Source organism: Roseateles sp. (assembly GCF_046300915.1).
Lineage (GTDB): Bacteria > Pseudomonadota > Gammaproteobacteria > Burkholderiales > Burkholderiaceae_C > Kinneretia.
The window spans coordinates 1-16,259 of record NZ_JBKCLH010000181.1; the positions used below are offsets into that span (position 1 = coordinate 1).

16 protein-coding genes are annotated in these 16,259 nt (G+C 67.1%); 3 read left to right on the plus strand and 13 right to left on the minus strand.

Going from position 1 to position 16,259, the window contains the following annotated elements; all coding sequences use genetic code 11:
• From ACK5F2_RS13580 to ACK5F2_RS13590, 3 genes are all read right to left on the minus strand, one after another.
• Positions 1 to 358, minus strand: a 358-nt coding sequence (locus ACK5F2_RS13580; RefSeq protein ID WP_409865424.1) for an alpha/beta fold hydrolase, incomplete at its 3' end; no start/stop codon positions are given.
• Positions 359 to 382: 24 nt separating this feature from the next.
• Positions 383 to 1,174: a sulfurtransferase gene (locus tag ACK5F2_RS13585; RefSeq protein WP_409865426.1), complete on the minus strand. Its 792-nt coding sequence runs from the start codon at positions 1,172 to 1,174 to the stop codon at positions 383 to 385.
• Between the two features lie 76 nt (positions 1,175 to 1,250).
• A complete protein-coding gene (locus ACK5F2_RS13590) occupies positions 1,251 to 2,165 on the minus strand; it encodes a peptidylprolyl isomerase (RefSeq protein WP_409865427.1) in 915 nt (304 codons plus the stop codon).
• A 74-nt stretch (positions 2,166 to 2,239) separates the two neighbouring features.
• Here ACK5F2_RS13590 and dnaE point away from each other — a divergent pair, with 74 nt between their 5' ends.
• Both dnaE and ACK5F2_RS13600 read left to right on the plus strand, forming a co-directional pair.
• A complete protein-coding gene (gene dnaE, locus ACK5F2_RS13595) occupies positions 2,240 to 5,809 on the plus strand; it encodes a DNA polymerase III subunit alpha (protein WP_409865429.1) in 3,570 nt (1,189 codons plus the stop codon).
• A gap of 105 nt (positions 5,810 to 5,914) precedes the next feature.
• On the plus strand, positions 5,915 to 7,204 hold the full coding sequence (locus tag ACK5F2_RS13600; protein WP_409865431.1) for a patatin-like phospholipase family protein: 1,290 nt from the start codon (positions 5,915 to 5,917) through the stop codon (positions 7,202 to 7,204).
• Between the two features lie 19 nt (positions 7,205 to 7,223).
• Here the strand turns inward: ACK5F2_RS13600 and ACK5F2_RS13605 are convergent, their stop codons facing one another.
• Both ACK5F2_RS13605 and ACK5F2_RS13610 read right to left on the minus strand, forming a co-directional pair.
• On the minus strand, positions 7,224 to 7,559 hold the full coding sequence (locus ACK5F2_RS13605; protein ID WP_409865433.1) for a ComEA family DNA-binding protein: 336 nt from the start codon (positions 7,557 to 7,559) through the stop codon (positions 7,224 to 7,226).
• Between the two features lie 3 nt (positions 7,560 to 7,562).
• On the minus strand, positions 7,563 to 9,302 hold the full coding sequence (locus ACK5F2_RS13610; RefSeq protein ID WP_409865435.1) for an ABC transporter transmembrane domain-containing protein: 1,740 nt from the start codon (positions 9,300 to 9,302) through the stop codon (positions 7,563 to 7,565).
• Positions 9,303 to 9,390: 88 nt separating this feature from the next.
• On the opposite strand from ACK5F2_RS13610, the gene ACK5F2_RS13615 reads away from it, so the two are divergent.
• Positions 9,391 to 10,548: a glycosyltransferase gene (locus tag ACK5F2_RS13615; RefSeq protein ID WP_409865436.1), complete on the plus strand. Its 1,158-nt coding sequence runs from the start codon at positions 9,391 to 9,393 to the stop codon at positions 10,546 to 10,548.
• Positions 10,549 to 10,560: 12 nt separating this feature from the next.
• Here ACK5F2_RS13615 and ACK5F2_RS13620 read toward each other — a convergent pair whose 3' ends face one another.
• The 8 genes from ACK5F2_RS13620 to ACK5F2_RS13655 form a co-directional block, all read right to left on the minus strand.
• A complete protein-coding gene (locus ACK5F2_RS13620) occupies positions 10,561 to 11,382 on the minus strand; it encodes a hypothetical protein (RefSeq protein WP_409865437.1) in 822 nt (273 codons plus the stop codon).
• Positions 11,379 to 12,110, minus strand: a complete 732-nt coding sequence (locus ACK5F2_RS13625; RefSeq protein WP_409865439.1) for a glycosyltransferase family 25 protein — start codon at positions 12,108 to 12,110, stop codon at positions 11,379 to 11,381. Before ACK5F2_RS13625 ends, ACK5F2_RS13620 begins: the two co-directional genes overlap by 4 nt.
• 24 nt (positions 12,111 to 12,134) lie before the next feature.
• On the minus strand, positions 12,135 to 12,848 hold the full coding sequence (locus ACK5F2_RS13630) for a rhamnan synthesis F family protein (RefSeq protein WP_409865441.1): 714 nt from the start codon (positions 12,846 to 12,848) through the stop codon (positions 12,135 to 12,137).
• A gap of 20 nt (positions 12,849 to 12,868) precedes the next feature.
• A complete protein-coding gene (locus ACK5F2_RS13635) occupies positions 12,869 to 13,600 on the minus strand; it encodes a glycosyltransferase (RefSeq protein WP_409865442.1) in 732 nt (243 codons plus the stop codon).
• Positions 13,601 to 13,712: 112 nt separating this feature from the next.
• Positions 13,713 to 14,861 (minus strand): lipopolysaccharide assembly protein LapB, encoded by a 1,149-nt coding sequence (gene lapB / locus ACK5F2_RS13640; RefSeq protein WP_409865445.1) that lies wholly within the window; start codon positions 14,859 to 14,861, stop codon positions 13,713 to 13,715.
• A complete protein-coding gene (locus ACK5F2_RS13645) occupies positions 14,851 to 15,156 on the minus strand; it encodes a lipopolysaccharide assembly LapA domain-containing protein (protein WP_409865447.1) in 306 nt (101 codons plus the stop codon). The genes lapB and ACK5F2_RS13645 overlap by 11 nt, the downstream gene beginning before the upstream one ends.
• Positions 15,157 to 15,195: 39 nt before the next feature.
• Positions 15,196 to 15,504, minus strand: a complete 309-nt coding sequence (locus ACK5F2_RS13650; RefSeq protein ID WP_409865449.1) for an integration host factor subunit beta — start codon at positions 15,502 to 15,504, stop codon at positions 15,196 to 15,198.
• Between the two features lie 115 nt (positions 15,505 to 15,619).
• Positions 15,620 to 16,259 (minus strand): S1 RNA-binding domain-containing protein (locus tag ACK5F2_RS13655; RefSeq protein ID WP_409865452.1); only part of this gene is annotated, 640 nt, incomplete at its 5' end.

A 16,259-nucleotide genomic window follows, 5' to 3' on the forward strand; every position in this document is an offset into this window, starting at 1 on the left:
CATAGTCGCCGCCGGTGGCCGGTCCGCTCAGGCCGAAGCCGGGCAGGTCCAGGCGCACCACCCGCCGGCCCTGGGCGCTGAGCGCCGCGGCCCAGGCATCCCAGCTGTGAAGGCTGGAAGCGCTGCCATGCAGCATCAGCAGGGGCAGGGGATCGCTGCGAGGGCCTTCGTCGCGGTAGTGCATGAGCTGGGCGCCCAGCTCGACGAAGTCCGAGGGCGGCGGGGCCCAGCGCTGGACCAGGCTTTCCAGGCTGCGGGCCGGCGCCCGGAAGGCGGCGCTACCCAGGGCCAGGGCCAGCAGCATCACGCCCGCCAGGCGCAGCAGCCAGGCGGCGGGGCTCGTGGTTTCGGCAGCCATGGTGGATGGGACGAGGCGCCGGGCTCAGCGCGCCCGGTGGGCCTCGCTGGCGGGACGCTGCACCTCGGTGTCCGGGGCCAGACCGGCGTTCAGGGCCTCACGCTCATCAAAGACGAAGCAGCTGCCCTGGTAGTGCTTGCCGCCCACCTCCTCGAAGTACTTGAGGATGCCGCCTTCGAGCTGGTAGATGGGCGTGTCGCTCAGGCCTTGCTCCTGCAGATAGAGCGCGGCCTTCTCGCAGCGTATGCCACCGGTGCAGAAGCTCACCACGGTCTTGCCCTGCAGGGCCTCGCGGTGGTGCTGAACGGCCTCGGGGAATTCGCTGAACTTGCTGATGCGCCAGTCCAGGGCTCGCTCGAAGCTGCCGTAGTCCACCTCGAAGGCGTTGCGGGTGTCCAGGGTCACGACCGGACGACCCTCATCGTCATGGCCCTGATCCAGCCAGCGTGCCAGTGTGGCCGCGGGCAGGGCGGGAGCGCGCTCGGCGCGGTCCGGCCGGATGGTCGGGTGGTTCATGCGGATGATCTCGGGCTTGACCTTGACCAGCAGCTTGCGAAAGGGCACGGTCTCGGACCAGCTCTCCTTGGGCGCCAGATCGGCAAAGCGCTCGTCAGCACGCAGCGCCTCCACCCAGCCACGCACTGCCTCGGGCGCGCCCGCCAGGACGAGATTGATGCCTTCCTCGGCCAGCAGCACCGTGCCACGCAGCGCCAGCTGCTTGGCGCGCTCATGCAGGGTGTCGCGCAGCGCGGCGCAGTCGGGCAGCCCTACGAACTTGTAGGCCGAGATATTGAGAACGGGGGCGGGATACAGCATGGCGAGGGCCTGGATTGTAGGCAAAGTGCGTCAGCCGCCCCGGTCGAGCGCCCATCGCCCCATGGCGAGGGCTGGTTCAGGGGGCCGGACGGCTGGGCACGCCGGCGCTGCAGACCTCGATATGAGCCGGGCTGTGCACAAACCAGCCGCTGCGGTGACGGCGTGCGTCCAGCAGTTCGAGCCAGGTCTTGCTGTCGGTGCGCAGCAGCTGCAGGCGAGGGCGCTCGGCATCGGGCATGTCCGCCAGCAGGCGCACGCGCTGGATGGGGCTGCGCTGCTCGGCTTGCTCGTAAAAGCCCATGGCGCCGCCGCCGCGCGGCAGGCTGGCCAGCAGCTCCATGCCCTGGATCACGCGCCCCACCAGGGTGATGTTGAGGTCCAGCCCCCGCGGGGCATGGCCGATCACGGTGTATAGCGAGCTGCCGGTGCTGGAGTCGGGTGCATTGCCGCGGCCCGCGCCCACCATGCCGTAGCAATGCGTCAGCCAGGCCTTGTCGGCCTCGGGCTGGGCGGCCATGGGGAAACCATCCACAAAGCCGCTCACCGGCGCCCAGCCATCCACATCGGGCAGTCGGCTGATGGGCAGATCCTTGTAGGCGATGGAGAACTCGGCAGGTAGGCGAGCCTGTGCCTCGCCCAGGGGGCGGGCCTTGTCCGGCTTGTCGGTATCGGGATCGCCCCATTGGGTGACGAAGTTGTCCTGGACCCGCAGGACGGCCAGGCCGTCGTAGTAGCCGGCGCGTGTCAGGCTGCGGATATTGGCCACATGGCGTGGCGCGAAGCGTGGCGCCAGCTCGATCAGCACCTGGCCGGGGCCGCGCGCGGTCTGCAACTCCATCAGCACGGTGTCCCGGGGATCCGGGCTGCGCCAGTCGCTGGCGGGCGATTGGGCCAGGATGTCGGCAGCGCTGCGGGCGGGCTTGGCGGCCGGCGCCTGAGCTTGCGCGGTCGCGCCCAGGCTCAGCAGGGCGGAGCCCAGCAGCGTAAGCATGGCGCGGAGCGGGGGGCAGGTCTTGCTCATGGGGGCGGAGCATAGCCGCCGGCCCCCCTCCGTACAATCGATAGATGGCTTTTGTTCACCTGCGTACCCATACCGAGTTTTCCGTCGTTGACGGCACCCTGCGCGTCGACGATGCGGCCAAGGCGGCCGCCAAGGACGGGCAGGTGGCCCTGGGGCTGGCCGATCTGGCCAATCTGTTCGGGGGCGTCAAGTTCTACAACGCTTGCCGCAAGAACGGCGTGAAGCCGGTGCTGGGCGCGGACTGCTGGATCGAGCCCGAGGCCTCGGACCGGCCCGCCACCCGGGTGCTGCTGCTGGTGCAGGACAGCCAGGGCTATCTGAATCTGAGCGAGTTGCTCTCCCGGGCCTGGATTCAGAATGTGCAGCGCAACCAGGCCTGCCTCAAATGGGAGTGGATGCAAGAGCTGCACGAGGGCCTGATCTGCCTCTCGGGCGCGCAGTTCGGCGGTCTGGGTCAGGCCCTGCTGGCCGGCGACAAGGCCCGCGCTATGGACTGGGCACGCCGCCTGGCGGCGCTGTACCCGGGACGCTTTTACATCGAGCTGCAGCGCGCCGGCCTGCCCGGCCAGGAGGCCCTGGTGCGGGCCAGCGTGCCCCTGGCGGCCGAGCTGCAGCTGCCGGTGGTGGCCACCCATCCCATTCAGTTTCTTGCCGAGGAAGACTATGACGCCCATGAGGCGCGGGTCTGCATTGCCGATGGCGAGACCCTGGCCAATCCCAAGCGCATCAAGCGTTTCCTGCCGGGCCAGTATTTCAAGACGCAGGCCGAGATGGAGGCGCTGTTCGCCGACATTCCCAGCGCGATTGCCAACACGGTGGAGATCGCACGGCGCTGCAGCCTGAGCCTGGTGCTGGGCAAGCCGCAGCTGCCCAACTTCCCCACGCCGCTGCTGGAAGATGGCACGCCCATGCCCATGGCGCAGTACTTCCGCCAGCTCTCCTTCGAGGGGCTGGAGGAGCGCCTGCAGCTGCTCTTCCCCGATCCCGCCAAGCGCGAGGCCGAGCGGCCGCGCTATGTGGAGCGCCTGGAATTCGAGCTGGACACCATCATCAAGATGGGCTTTCCGGGCTACTTCCTGATCGTGGGTGACTTCATCCGCTGGGCCAAGATGAACGGCTGCCCCGTGGGGCCGGGCCGGGGCTCCGGCGCCGGCTCGCTGGTGGCCTATGTGCTCTTGATCACGGACCTGGATCCGCTGCAGTACAACCTGCTGTTCGAGCGCTTCCTGAACCCGGAGCGGGTGTCCATGCCCGACTTCGACATCGACTTCTGCCAGGGCAACCGCGACCGCGTCATCGACTACGTCAAGGACAAGTACGGCCGCCCCGCCGTGAGCCAGATTGCCACCTTCGGCACCATGGCGGCCAAGGGCGCGCTGCGCGATATCGGCCGGGTGCTGGGCATGGGCTTCGGCCATGTGGACTCGATCGCCAAGCTGGTGCCGGCGCCCCCGGGCAAGACCGTGACCCTGGCCAAGCTGCCGCCGGACTTCGACCCGGAAAAGGCCAAGATGGTCTATGCCCGCCACGAGTCGCCCGAGATCGAGGAGCGCGAGCGGGAGGACGAGGAAGTGGCCGGCCTGCTGGAGCTGGCCGCCCGCGTGGAGGGCACGGTGCGCTCCATCGGCATGCACGCCGGTGGCGTGCTGATCGCGCCGGGCAAGATCACCGACTTCTGCCCCCAGTACCAGCAGCCGGGCTCCACCAGCGCGGTGAGCCAGTACGACAAGGATGACGTCGAGGCCATCGGCCTGGTGAAGTTCGACTTTCTGGGCCTGGCCACGCTGACCATCCTGGAGCTGGCCAAGGACTTCATCGTCGCGCGCTATCCGGAGCAGAGGGACTTCGCCTTCGAGAAGATCCCGCTGGACGACAAGAAGACCTACAAGCTCTTCTCGGATGGCCTGACCGAGTCGGTGTTCCAGTTTGAATCCAGCGGCATGCAGAAGATGCTGAAGGACGCGAAGCCCTCGCGTCTGGAGGACCTGATCGCCCTGAACGCGCTGTACCGCCCAGGCCCCATGGACCTGATCCCGACCTTCGTCGCGCGCAAGCACGGCAAGGAGGTGGTCGAGTATCCACACCCCCTGACCGAGCCGGTGCTGGCCGAGACCTACGGCATCATGGTCTACCAGGAGCAGGTGATGCAGACGGCCCAGGTGCTGGGCGGCTACAGCCTCGGCGGCGCCGACATGCTGCGCCGGGCCATGGGCAAGAAGAAGGCCGAAGAGATGGCCATGCACCGCGAGATGTTCCGCAAGGGCGCCGCGGAGAAGGGCATTGACCAGAACAAGGCCGACGAGGTCTTCGACCTGATGGAGAAGTTCGCGGGCTACGGCTTCAACAAGTCGCACGCCGCCGCCTACTCCCTGCTGGCCTATCACACGGCCTGGCTCAAGGTGCATTTCACGGCGGAGTTCTTCGCCGCCAACATGACCATCGAGTCGGACGACACCGACAAGCTCAAGGTCCTGCTCAACGATGCCAAGCTCTTCGGCATTGAGTTCGAGCCGCCCAATGTCAATCTGGGCGTGCACCGCTTCGAGCCCCTGGGGCCCAAGAAGGTCAACTACAGCCTGGGCGCCGTCAAGGGCACGGGCGTGGGCGCCATCCAGGCCATCGTGGCGGCGCGCAATGAGGGCGGGCCCTTCAAGAGCTTCTTCGACTTCTGCGTGCGGGTGGACCGCAAGCAGGTGAACAAGCGCGTGGTGGAGGCCCTGATCAAGGCCGGCGCCTTCGATGTGCTGGAGCCCGACCGCGCCCGCCTGTTGGCCAGCGTGGCCCTGGGCTACACCTATGCCGAGAACCTGCAGGCCAATGCCAACCAGGGTGGCCTGTTCGATTTCGACGACAGCACCCATGGCTCCTCCACGGCCGAGCCGCCCCTGGTGGAAGTGGCGCCCTGGAGCATCAAGGAAAAGCTAAGCCACGAGAAGACGGCCATTGGCTACTACCTCAGCGGCCATCTCTTCGACCAGAACGGCGAGGAGGTGCGGCGTGTGGTCAAGCGCCGTATCGCCGAGCTGCAGGACAGCCGCGATCCGGTGATGGTGGCCGGCATCGTCAGCGATATGCGGGTCATCAATGGCAACCGCGGCCGGGTGGCCATCTTCAAGCTGGACGACAAGAGCGATGCCATCGAGGCCGTGGTTAACGAGGAACTGCTCAATGCCAACAAGGAACTGCTAGCCGAAGACGAGCTGATCATCGCCTCGGGCAAGGTCCAGAACGACCGTTTCTCGGGCGGCCTGCGCATGAACATCCAGCAGGTGTGGAGCCTGGCGGCGGCGCGGGCGCGCTTTGGCCGCTATGTCTATGTGCCGGTGCGGCGGGAGCTACCGCCTCTGGCCGAGCTGCTGCGCCAATGGCCTGCCAAGCGCGTGGAGGGCGAACAGGGCAGCCTGGTCCAGGGCTTGAAGGTGCGCACCCATCACGTCCTGGCTCAGGGTCAGGTCCAGCTGGATCTGGGCGAGGACAGCCGCTTCTGGCCCTGCGAGGAGGCCCTGCAGCTGCTGCAGCGCTTCGCGCCACCGGCGGCGCCCCCCGCCGGCACCGCGGGCGCACCGGCCCAGCCCGCGGCGCCCCTGCAGGGCGCCCAGATCATCTACGACTGAGTCGGACCCGCGGGAATGCGCTGGCCTGTCGCGCGGCCGCGACTGGCCAGTGCTTGCGCCCCTGTTCATGGCTTGCAGCCGGGGCAGTGGACGTAAGCTGCGGGTGTGCAGCTTGTTCCGCCCTCCAACAATGCCACGCTACCGGCCACCGGTCTGATCCTGACCGGCGGCGGTGCGCGCGCGGCCTACCAGGTGGGCGTGCTGGCGGCCCTGGCCCAGCTGCGCCGCGATGCCGGCATGGGGGGCAGCGGGGCGCCCAACCCCTTTCCCATCATTGCCGGTACCTCTGCCGGGGCCATCAATGCGGCCACCCTGGCGAGCTATGCCGACGACTTCGATGCGGCGGTCGACGGCCTCATGCACATCTGGCAGAACATCCATGTGGATCAGGTGTATGCGGCCGACTCCCTGGGCGTGATACGGACCGGGGCACGCTGGATGACCATGATGAGCCTGGGCTGGGCCCTGGCGCGCTGGCGCCGAAGCCGCCCGCGCAGCCTGCTGGATAACGCGCCGCTGCGTGATCTGCTGGCACGCTGGACCCGGCTGGAGCGGCTGGACGAAATGCTGGCCCAGGGGCATCTGCGCGCCCTGGCGATCAGCGGTTCCAGCTACACCAGTGGTCAGCACGTCACCTTCTATCAGACCCGTGAGGCCATTGAACCTTGGCTGCGCTCCCAGCGGCTGGCGGTGCGGACGGAACTCACCCTGTCCCATCTGATGGCCTCCTCTGCCATTCCCTTCATCTTTCCGGCCGAGGAGCTTGAGCTGGGAGGGCAGAAGGAGTGGTTTGGCGACGGCTCCATGCGGCAGAGCGCGCCCATCTCGCCCGCGGTTCACCTGGGGGCTCAGCGTGTGCTGGTCATCGGCGCCGGCCGCATGCACGAGCCGGCGGGCTCGCGGCAGGTGCTCAACACCGGCCATCCCAGCATGGCGCAGATTGCCGGTCATGCGCTCTCCAATATCTTCCTGGATGCGCTGGCGGTGGATGTGGAGCGCATGCAGCGCATCAACCACACCCTGTCCCTGCTTTCGCCCGAGGCGCGGCGCAACACGAGCTTGCGTCCGGTGGACGTGCTGGTCATTGCGCCGAGCCGGCGCCTGGACGATATGGCCGCCGAGCACCAGGGCAGCCTGCCGCCCCCCATACGGGCCATGCTGCGCAGCGTGGGCGTGGCTGGCGAGGGCAAGCTGGCCAGCGGCTCGGCCCTCACCAGCTATCTGCTCTTCGAGCCCTCCTATACCGGCGACCTGATCATGCTGGGCATGACCGACACCCTGGCGCGCCGTGCCGAGGTGCAGCAGTTCTTTGCTTGGCCCACCCAGCCGCCCAGCGTGGACCCGGCGCTGATGCGCAAGCGTCGCGCCGGCTTCGCCCAGGCCGCCAAGGCTTGAGGCGAGCCGCCGACTGGGCTCAGCGTTCCTGAGGCGCAGGGGCCTCGTAGGCATGGCCATTGATCCGCAGCCCGGCCCCGGAGAGTCGGCGTGCCAGGCTTGGGCCCAGGCCGCGCACGCGGCGCAGCAGGTCCGGCCAGTCATTGAAGAGCGCGCGGGCGCGCTCGGCGAGCAGGCGCTCGGCCAGCTGCGGGCCGATGCCGGGCAGGGATTCGAGTTCGGCCCGGTCGGCCTGGTTGAGTTCCAGCAGCGGGCTTTGGGCCTGGGCGCCCAGGGCCGGGTGCAAGAGGGGCAGGTGCAGCAGGCCCAGTTGCAGCCAGTGGCGGCGCGTCTGCGAAGCCGCGCGCGCCGGCATGACTCAGTCCCCCACCTGGGCCTGGACCATGGCGGCATAGGCGCCGCCACGCGCCATCAGCTCGGCATGGCTGCCGGACTCCAGCACCCGTCCCTGGGCCAGCACATGGATGGCATCGGCCGCACGTACCGTGGACAGGCGGTGGGCAATCAGGATCAGGGTCTTCTTGCCTTGCCATTGCTCCAGCGCTTGCTGGACCGCGCGCTCGCTTTCCGTGTCCAGTGCCGAGGTGGCTTCGTCAAAGACCCAGATGGGCGCTTCCTTGTAGAGGGCCCGGGCGATGGCCAGGCGCTGGCGCTGGCCGCCGCTGAGCTTGCTGCCATTGGCACCCACGGGGGTGTCCAGGCCTTGCGGCAGGCTCTGCACAAAGTCCCAGAGGTGAGCCGCGCGCAGCACCTGTTCCAGGCGTGCGGGGTCCTTGGCCTGGGCATAGGCCACGTTCTCGGCAATGGAGCTGTCGAAGAGCACGATGTCCTGCGAGACCACGGCAAATTGCCGGCGCAGCTCGGCCTTCTTGATGTCCGCGGCGTCCTCGCCGTCGAGCAGGATGCGGCCGCCATCCGGCTGGGCAAAGCCCAGCAACAGATGGATGACCGAACTTTTGCCCGCGCCCGAGGCCCCGATCAGGGCCGTGGTCTTGCCGGCAGGGATCTTGAGGCTCAAGCCTTCCAGCGCTGGCGTTTCGGCGCCGGGGTACTGCAGACGGATGTCCTGCAGATCCAGGTCGCCCTTGACCGGTGTCTTGAGGCTGCGTTGCCCGGTGTCGGGCTCGGCGGGCAGCTGGAAAAGACTGAAGCAGGCACGCGCAATCACCAGGCCATTGACGATGGGTTGCGAGAGTTCCGAGAGATGGCGCAGACGCGAGCTCAGCAGCAGCAGGGCCGTGACAAAGGCCGCGAACTCGCCGACACCGGTGTTGTTCTCACGGGCCTGCAGCAGGGCAATGGTGATGATCAAGGACAGACCAATGGCGGCCACCAGCTGGGACAGGGGCTGGATGGTGGCATTGGTGGCTGAATTCTTCAGGGCTTGCTGCTGGGCGTCCTTGCTCAGGCTGGCAAACTGCTCCCGTTCATGGGCGGCCGCATCAAAGCTGCGCACCACGCGCCAGGCGCGCACCAGATCATCGACCTTGGCAGCCAAGCGCATCTGGGCGTCATAGCTCAGCGCTCCGATACGCTGCACGCGCCGGTTGATGCGCTTCATCACATAGGCCATGAGGGGCAGGGTGACCAGCGAGAGCAGGGTAAGCTGCCAGTTGAGATAGAGCAGATAGCCCAGGGTGGCGATGGTGGGCAGGCCGTCACGCAGCACCGTGATGGAGGCCCCGGCCAGCAAGGTCATGAACTGATGCGGATCGTTGACGACTTTGCTGACGGCATTGCCGGCTGGCAGGCTGGTGTAGACCGTGGCATCGGCCTTGAGCAGGGTGTCGGCCAGTGCGCGGCGCAAGTCCATGACCGTGCGCCACGTCGTCCAGCTCAGCAAGTACGAGCCCAGGAATCCGAAGATGCCTCGCACGATGTAGAGACCGATAAGCGCCACGGGCACCCACCACACCGAAAAGGCATCGGGCTTGAAGCCGTCGCTGAAGACGGTCTTGATCAGATGCGGGATCAGCGGCTCGGTGATCGCGGCGCCCAGATAGGCCAACAGGGTGAGTGCGGCGCCCCAGCGATAGGGGCGGACAAAGCTCACGACTTGACGCGCGGTGGTCTTCAGATCCGGCTGGGGCTCACTCACGATGGGGCTAGGGGCTGTGTGCTGCTGGGCCTGAATTGTCGCCGGGTTTGCTGCGACGTTCGGCGTGGGGCAGCCGATACACTGCCGCATGTCCAAAACTTGCACGGCGCCGGGAGGCGCAGATTCGGCTGCGGGCCTGACCGCGCGCCCCGTTCAGCGTGTGCTGCATTTCGTCACCGGCGGGTTTTCCGGTGCGACGCAAGTGGCCGTGGACTTGTGCCGCGCGGCCCAGGATCAGACTGACATGGAGGTGCTGCTGGTTCTGCGCCGCAAGTCCAATACCGATGCGGCGCGGCTTGAGGCCTTGCGCGCGCAAGGCATTGCCGTACAGGTGCTGCCGGGCTGGACGCATCTGGCCACCGTCTTGGCGCTGTGGCGTCTTTGCCGGGGCTGGCGGCCGCAGGTGCTGGTGGCACATGGCTTTCCCGAGCATTTGCTTGGTCGTTGGGCAGGCTTGCTGGCCGGGGTGCCGCGCCTGATACAGGTGGAGCACAACTCCCGGGAGCGCTACACGCCCTGGCGGCGTTGGCAAGCGCGTCGCTTGGCGCCGCATACCGAGCGCATGATCGGCGTCTCGGAGGGGGTGCGTCGCAGTCTGCTGCAACTGGGTATGCCGTCGGACAAGACCTTGGCCATACCCAATGGCATTCAGCTGGATCGCTTTCCGGCCGCCAGTTTGCTGCCCATGGCCCAGCGCGTGCCGCAGATCGTGATGGTGGCGCGCTTTGCCCGGCAGAAGGATCCCCAGACCTTGCTGCGTGCGCTGGCCAAGCTGCGTGAACGCGGGCTGAGGGTGCCGCTCAAGTTTGCCGGCAGCGGCGGTCGTTCGCATTTGAAGGCGGCGCAGCGTGAGGCTGAGCGCCTGGGCTTGGCCGATCAGGTCGAGTTTCTCGGTCAGCATCCGCAAGTGCCGTCGCTGCTCATGAGCAGCCGGGTCTTTGTGCTGTCCACGCGCTGGGAAGGCATGCCCCTGGCCCTGGTGGAGGGCATGGCGGCAGCCTGCGCCTGCGTGGCCACGGCGGCACCAGGGGTGGAGGGCGTGCTGGAGACGGAACGTACCGGCTTGCTGGTGCCGCCGGGCGATGCCGATGCGCTGGCTGAGGCACTCTGGCGCCTGCTCACCGACGAAGACTTGGCCCAGCGGCTGGGCAGTGCAGCCCGTGATCAGGCCTGTCAGGCGCATGGCCTGGCGCTCATGCGCGACCGCTATGCCGCGGTGATACGGGGTGGCTCGGCGCCGACCTGAGTCCAGACCCGCTCAGGTGCTCTGGTCCAGCCAGCGGCGAAGCGGGCGGCCCAGCCCGTAGGCCAGCTGCTGCCAGCGCGTGCGTGCATGGCGCTGCAGGAAGATGCGGCGGTGCCAGTCGCTGCCCAGCAGCTCGGGCTTCTGCTCTGCGATCAGGCGCAGGCACAGCGCCCGCATGGCCGCGCTTTCCTCGCCGGCGCTGCGTCCATTCCGGTAGATCTTCTGCCCGCTGGTGACGGGGCGCCGGTGGCTCGCCACCACCGCATCGATCAGGGCGGTGCGGGGCCAGTCGCCAATCTGCTGCAGGGTGGGCATGAGGTACTTGTCGATGCCCCAGGAAGAGATGTTGCCCGCGTAATGAGGACGCCCGGCCAGGAAGAGCTCGCCGCGGTAGAAGGGCATCATCACCTCGATCCAGTCCACCGGGCGGTAGAAGCGATGGGGCTGCTGCAGGGTCCAGCGATGGGTGAAGACGCTGTCGTGGCTGAGCACGGGCGAGAAGCTGTCCAGGCCTTCGCAACGCCCCAGGTGCAAGGCGCGGTTGATGTCGCTGACGCTCAGCAGCACATCGTCATCGATCAGGCCGACATATTCGGGGCAGCGGCCCTGCATGGCCAAGTGCTCGGCCAGAGCCTGGTAGATCTCCCCCTTGCACTCGGTCCGAGCCGACAGCACGGTGCAGGACTGATGCCGCAACTGGAGTTCGCCTGCAGGATGCCGTCCCGTGTAGTCGAACAGTACCCAGTCGAACTCGGCGGCGGCATCCAGATGGATCATGGCCAGGGGCGTGGCGCTGCCGTCCCAAGATACAAGCACCAAGGGCTTCTTGCTCATCGACGATGCCAGTAGTTCAGAAGGGTGTAGCGGGCCTTGCGGCGGAACTTTCGCCAGGTCATGGCCAGGGTGTCGGGGGTCTTGGCGCCGATGGAGCTCTGCTCGCTGGTCTCGTCCAGCGCAATCGCGGCCGGGCTGACACCTTGTATGCAGAGTTCGGTCTCCCACCAATGGCGCAAATCGACATCGATGGGGCGGCCGAAGGGGATGCGCCCTTGCAAGAGCTTGGCAGCCCCGGCACGGCTGATCACATAGCCCGCGGTGAGGCTTGGAACACGCTTGTACTCGACCAGCTGGTACCCCGGGCACAGGGGCTGTGCGCGACCTTGCCTGCTTGGAGCGCTCCTGGCGTCAAGGTGCCCGATGAGCTTGATCATGTCCCAGCCACGAGGAAGCGATCCGATGGCGGTGATGACTTCCGCGAACTGCGGTTCGAGCCGGACATCATCTTCCAACACGACCAGCGCCTCATGTGTGGAGTCGATCAGGTCTTTCCAGGCTTGAAGATGGCTGGCATAGCAGCCCTTCTCCCCATTGCTCAGTGTCTTGTGGAACTGTCGCTTGTTGAGTTCTTCGCTGTAAAGACGTGCTTGCTCGGCCGGGCTCAAGGCGGTCCAAAGCACGGCCTCCTGCCGATCGGCATGCAGGCCCAGCCGGGAGAACTCCGACTGCATCCGCCGGTGTCGCTCGGCATCCCTTTGCAAGTTGATGTAGATCAGGGGCAGCATGGAAGCGTGTGTAAGAGGCTGCAGTCAGCAGCCGGGCTGCAGCAGGAGGGCGTGCAGGCGCAGTCGCGCTTGCAGCAGCAGGTGACGGGCTTTGCGCAGCTTGCGCAGTTTCAGGAAGGGCAGGCGCTTGCGCATCAGGAGATAGGGATGCTTGAGCGCAGGGTTTTGGCTGTCATGCGCGGTATGGAAGGCGGCGAGATCAAAGCCGCAGGCCTTGAGGTAGTCGCTGAAGCCCAGTTCGTGGTGATCGATGGTCGATTGCCGGTCTGCATAGGGCTTGAGCGTGTCCCAGTAGTCCAGGAAGGCCTTGGAGCGGAAAACCCGAGGCTTGAAATGGAAGAAGTAACTCTGCAGATGTGGCCGGGGCTCGTGGCTGAGCGTGGCCCCAACAACGTCGGCGGCCTGGGACTCGCAGAAGCTCAGGAAGTCGGCCAGACTGAAAAAAGGCCCGTGCACGCTGCTGTTGAGCAGCACCAGGCTTTCCAATGTGCCCAGGGCCTCGCGCTGCTCTAGCAAGGCGCAGCGCCAAGCATAGAAGTCGTAGCCGATATTGGGGATGAGTCGAAGCTGGCAACCCAGGGCTTCAAGCCGTGCCCGCGCCGCCTTGTCGCGCACTTCGGAGGTGCTGGCGACTACCACCTCATAGCCCAGGGCCCGGAAGTGCTGCAAGGTGTGGAAGACATAGCCGTCAATCGAGGCTGTGCCGCTGTAGTGCGCGTAAAGAAGTAGCTTGCCCATGGTCCGCATTCATCGGGGGCTCACTCGCGCCAATGCTCGGCAATCCAGGGCGCCGGCAGCGGGCGGCGCCAGTTGCCGTTATGGCGTCCGGCCAGGGCGTCTGGCGGGTTCACCACGCCGTGGAAGATCAGGATGCGGGCGCCCGCCGGGATGCGCGGAGCCTGCCAGTAGTTGCGCGGCCAGCCGGGAATGCAGTGGTACTTGTAGCTGGCGCACCAGGCGGCGTCCCAGTACTTGAGCAGGCCTTTTTGCTGCATCTCGTCGGAGAGGTAGGCCTGCTCGTTGCGGAAGCGCTTGCGAATGGCGTCGAACTCGCGGCGGAACTTGGCCAGGATGTCGGGGTGGCGCCCCAGCTCAAAGCGGTAGACCGAGGAATTGCCGGTGATGCGCCAGGGGCGCTTCCAGTCGTGGATGATGAGGAACTCGCCCGGCACTTCGAAGAAGGGCGTGATGTCGTCCACGATCACCACATCCAGGTCCAGGAAGAGGGCGGTGCCTCTCAGGCCGTATTTCTCGACCAGGTCATCGCTGAAGGTGGTGAGCTTGGTCCAGCCGCGCTCCGGGCTGCCGGGGGGCAGGTCCAGGGGCGGAATGGGGCGGCACTCGACCTCGGCGCGTATGCCTTCATGGCGGTCCGTCAGGCAGACGAAGCGGAACTCGCCGCGCAGATGGCGACGCACCATGGCGTAGAGGCGGTTGACATACTCGGGGCCGTACTTCGTGCCCCACTTCATGCAGATGACGATTCTCATTGGAGCGACTCAGCAACGCTTCTGTATTCCCGCGCGCCACCCACGGAACCGGCTCGGCCGGGCCGTCGGGTGCGCCCCCTTGAGGGGGCCGGCGAAGCCGGTAGGGGGTGGGTCATAACTCTTCGACGTGACGCGGGGGATAGCTGTCCCAGCTGAGGCAGCCCGGGCATTGCCAGAAATAGTGCTGGGCCTCGAAGCCGCAGGCGGCGCAGCGGTAGCGCTGCAGCGGACGCACGGCCTTGTCCAGGGCGGCAGCGAGCAGGGGGGCTTCTTCCTCATTCAGGCGAGCCCCGCTCTGCAGCACCAGAGCACGAGCGGCCGACAGGCTCGGCTCGGCTCGCAGATGCTCGACCAAGCGCTGGCGCTGGGCCGTGGCGTCCGGGTCCAGGCGGGCGATGGCGGCCAGCAACTGCATGCCGGGGCTGCGCTGGTACTGGGCCTGCAGGATGGCCAGGGCCTGTGGCGCCAAGCCGGCAGCCAGGGCTGCGTCCGCATAGTCGCGCGCGATCAGGTGGAAGGCCTCGGGGCTGGCACTGAGCAGGCCGGCATAGGCCGCCATGGCCTGCTCGGGCTGCTCTTGCCGGGCCAGCATCTGGCCGGCCAGCACATGGGCACGGGCCGCTCTCGGCGCCACCTTGCGCGCCTCGGCCAGCAGCTTCTGCGCTTCGGCGCCATTGCCCTGGGCCTGGGCCTCCTGGGCCAGCTCGCACAGGTAGTTGGCAATGCGGCCGGCAAAGCTGCCGCTGCCACCCTGTTCCAGATGGCGAGCCACATCGGCGGCCTTGCGCCACTCGCGCGAGCGCTCGTACAGCGAGAGCAGGGCCAGCTCGGCCTCGGTCTCGAAGGCGGTGCCGCGCAGGGCGGCATAGGCTTCTTCGGCGCGGTCGAAGAGTCCGGCCTTGAAGAAGTCCTGCGCCAGGGCGTGCTGGGCGCGCTCGCGCTCGGTCAGGGGCAGGTCACCGCGCTGCAGCAGGTGCTGGTGCACGCGTATCGCGCGCTCGTACTCGCCGCGACGGCGGAAGAGATTGCCCAGGGCGAAGTGCAGCTCCGAGGTGTCGGGGTCGTTCTGCACCGCCTCAATGAAGGCGTCGATGGCCTTGTCCTGCTGCTCGTTGAGCAGCAGGTTCAGGCCCTTGAAGAAGGTCTTGGGCGCATCGCGCTGCTCGCGCTTCCACTGCCGGGTGTCCAGCTTGGAGGCCAGCCAGCCCAGGGCAAAGGCTACGGGCAGGGCGATCAGCAGCCAGCGCAGGTCAAAGTCCATCGCGCACCACGCTGGCGTTGGGGGCCGTGGCCTCGGGGCTGGGGACGTCGCCGGGTTCGCCCGTCAGCTGCTGCTGGCGCTGGGCCACGCGGCGGTGCTTCCACCATGCCGGCACCATGGCCAGCACGCCCAGGGCCGCGCCGCAGCCAAAGGCCACCAGCACGATGATGACCATGGGCGCGCGCCATTCATGGCCAAAAAACCAATGCACCTCGGCCTCCTGGCTGTTGTTCAGCGCGAAGGCGAAGAGGGCGAAGAAGATGAAGGCTCGCAGGAGCCAGACGAACACACGCATTGCGGGATTCTAGGCGCCGGCTCGGCGGCACCGCGAGGCTCAGGCCTCGGACTTGTCGTCCACGGGCAACTGGGCGTCCACGGCCTCGCGCAAGGCCTTGCCGGGCTTGAAGTGGGGCACCAGCTTCTCGGGGATCAGCACCTGGGCGCCGCTGCGCGGGTTGCGGCCCATGCGGGGCGGGCGGCGGTTGATCGAGAAGCTGCCAAAGCCGCGGATCTCGATGCGGTGGCCCTTGGACAGGGCGTCGGACATGGCGTCCAGGATGGTCTTGACCGCGAACTCGGTGTCGCGCTGGTTCAGCTGGCTGAAACGTTCGGCCAGGTGGGCAACAAGATCGGATCGGGTCATGACGGGAATTTTGGCGGGGGAAGAAAGAAGGCTCGCCCTCGGTGAGAGTGGCGAGCCTTGGGCGTCACCAGGGCAGCAAGGCTAGCAGAGCCTCGCCGCCCTCAGAACAGGGTTATCAGCCGTTGTTCTGGTTGTCCAGCTTGGCACGCAGCAGGGCGCCCAGGCTGGTGGTACCGGCGTTCTCGCGCTCGTTGGTCGCGGACAGGCGCTGCATGGCTTCTTGCTGGTCAGCGCTGTCCTTGGCCTTGATCGACAGCTGGATGTTGCGGGTCTTGCGGTCGATGTTGACGATGATGGCCGTCACTTCGTCGCCTTCCTTCAGCACATTGCGGGCGTCTTCGACGCGGTCGCGGCTGATTTCGGAAGCGCGCAGATAGCCCAGCACGTCGTCGGCCAGCTCGATCTCGGCGCCACGGGCGTCAACGGTCTTGACCTTGCCAGTCACCGACATGCCGCGGTCATTGACCGAGGTGTAGCTGGTGAAGGGGTCGGCGTCCAGTTGCTTGATGCCCAGGGAGATGCGCTCGCGCTCGACGTCCACGGCCAGCACGATGGCTTCGACTTCCTGGCCCTTCTTGAAGTTGCGCACAGCAGCTTCGCCGGTTTCTTGCCAGGACAGGTCGGACAGGTGCACCAGACCGTCGATGCCCTGGGCCAGGCCCACGAACACGCCGAAGTCGGTGATGGACTTGACCGGACCCTTGACCTTGTCGCCGCGCTTGACGTTCTCGGCGAACTCTTCCCACGGGTTGGCC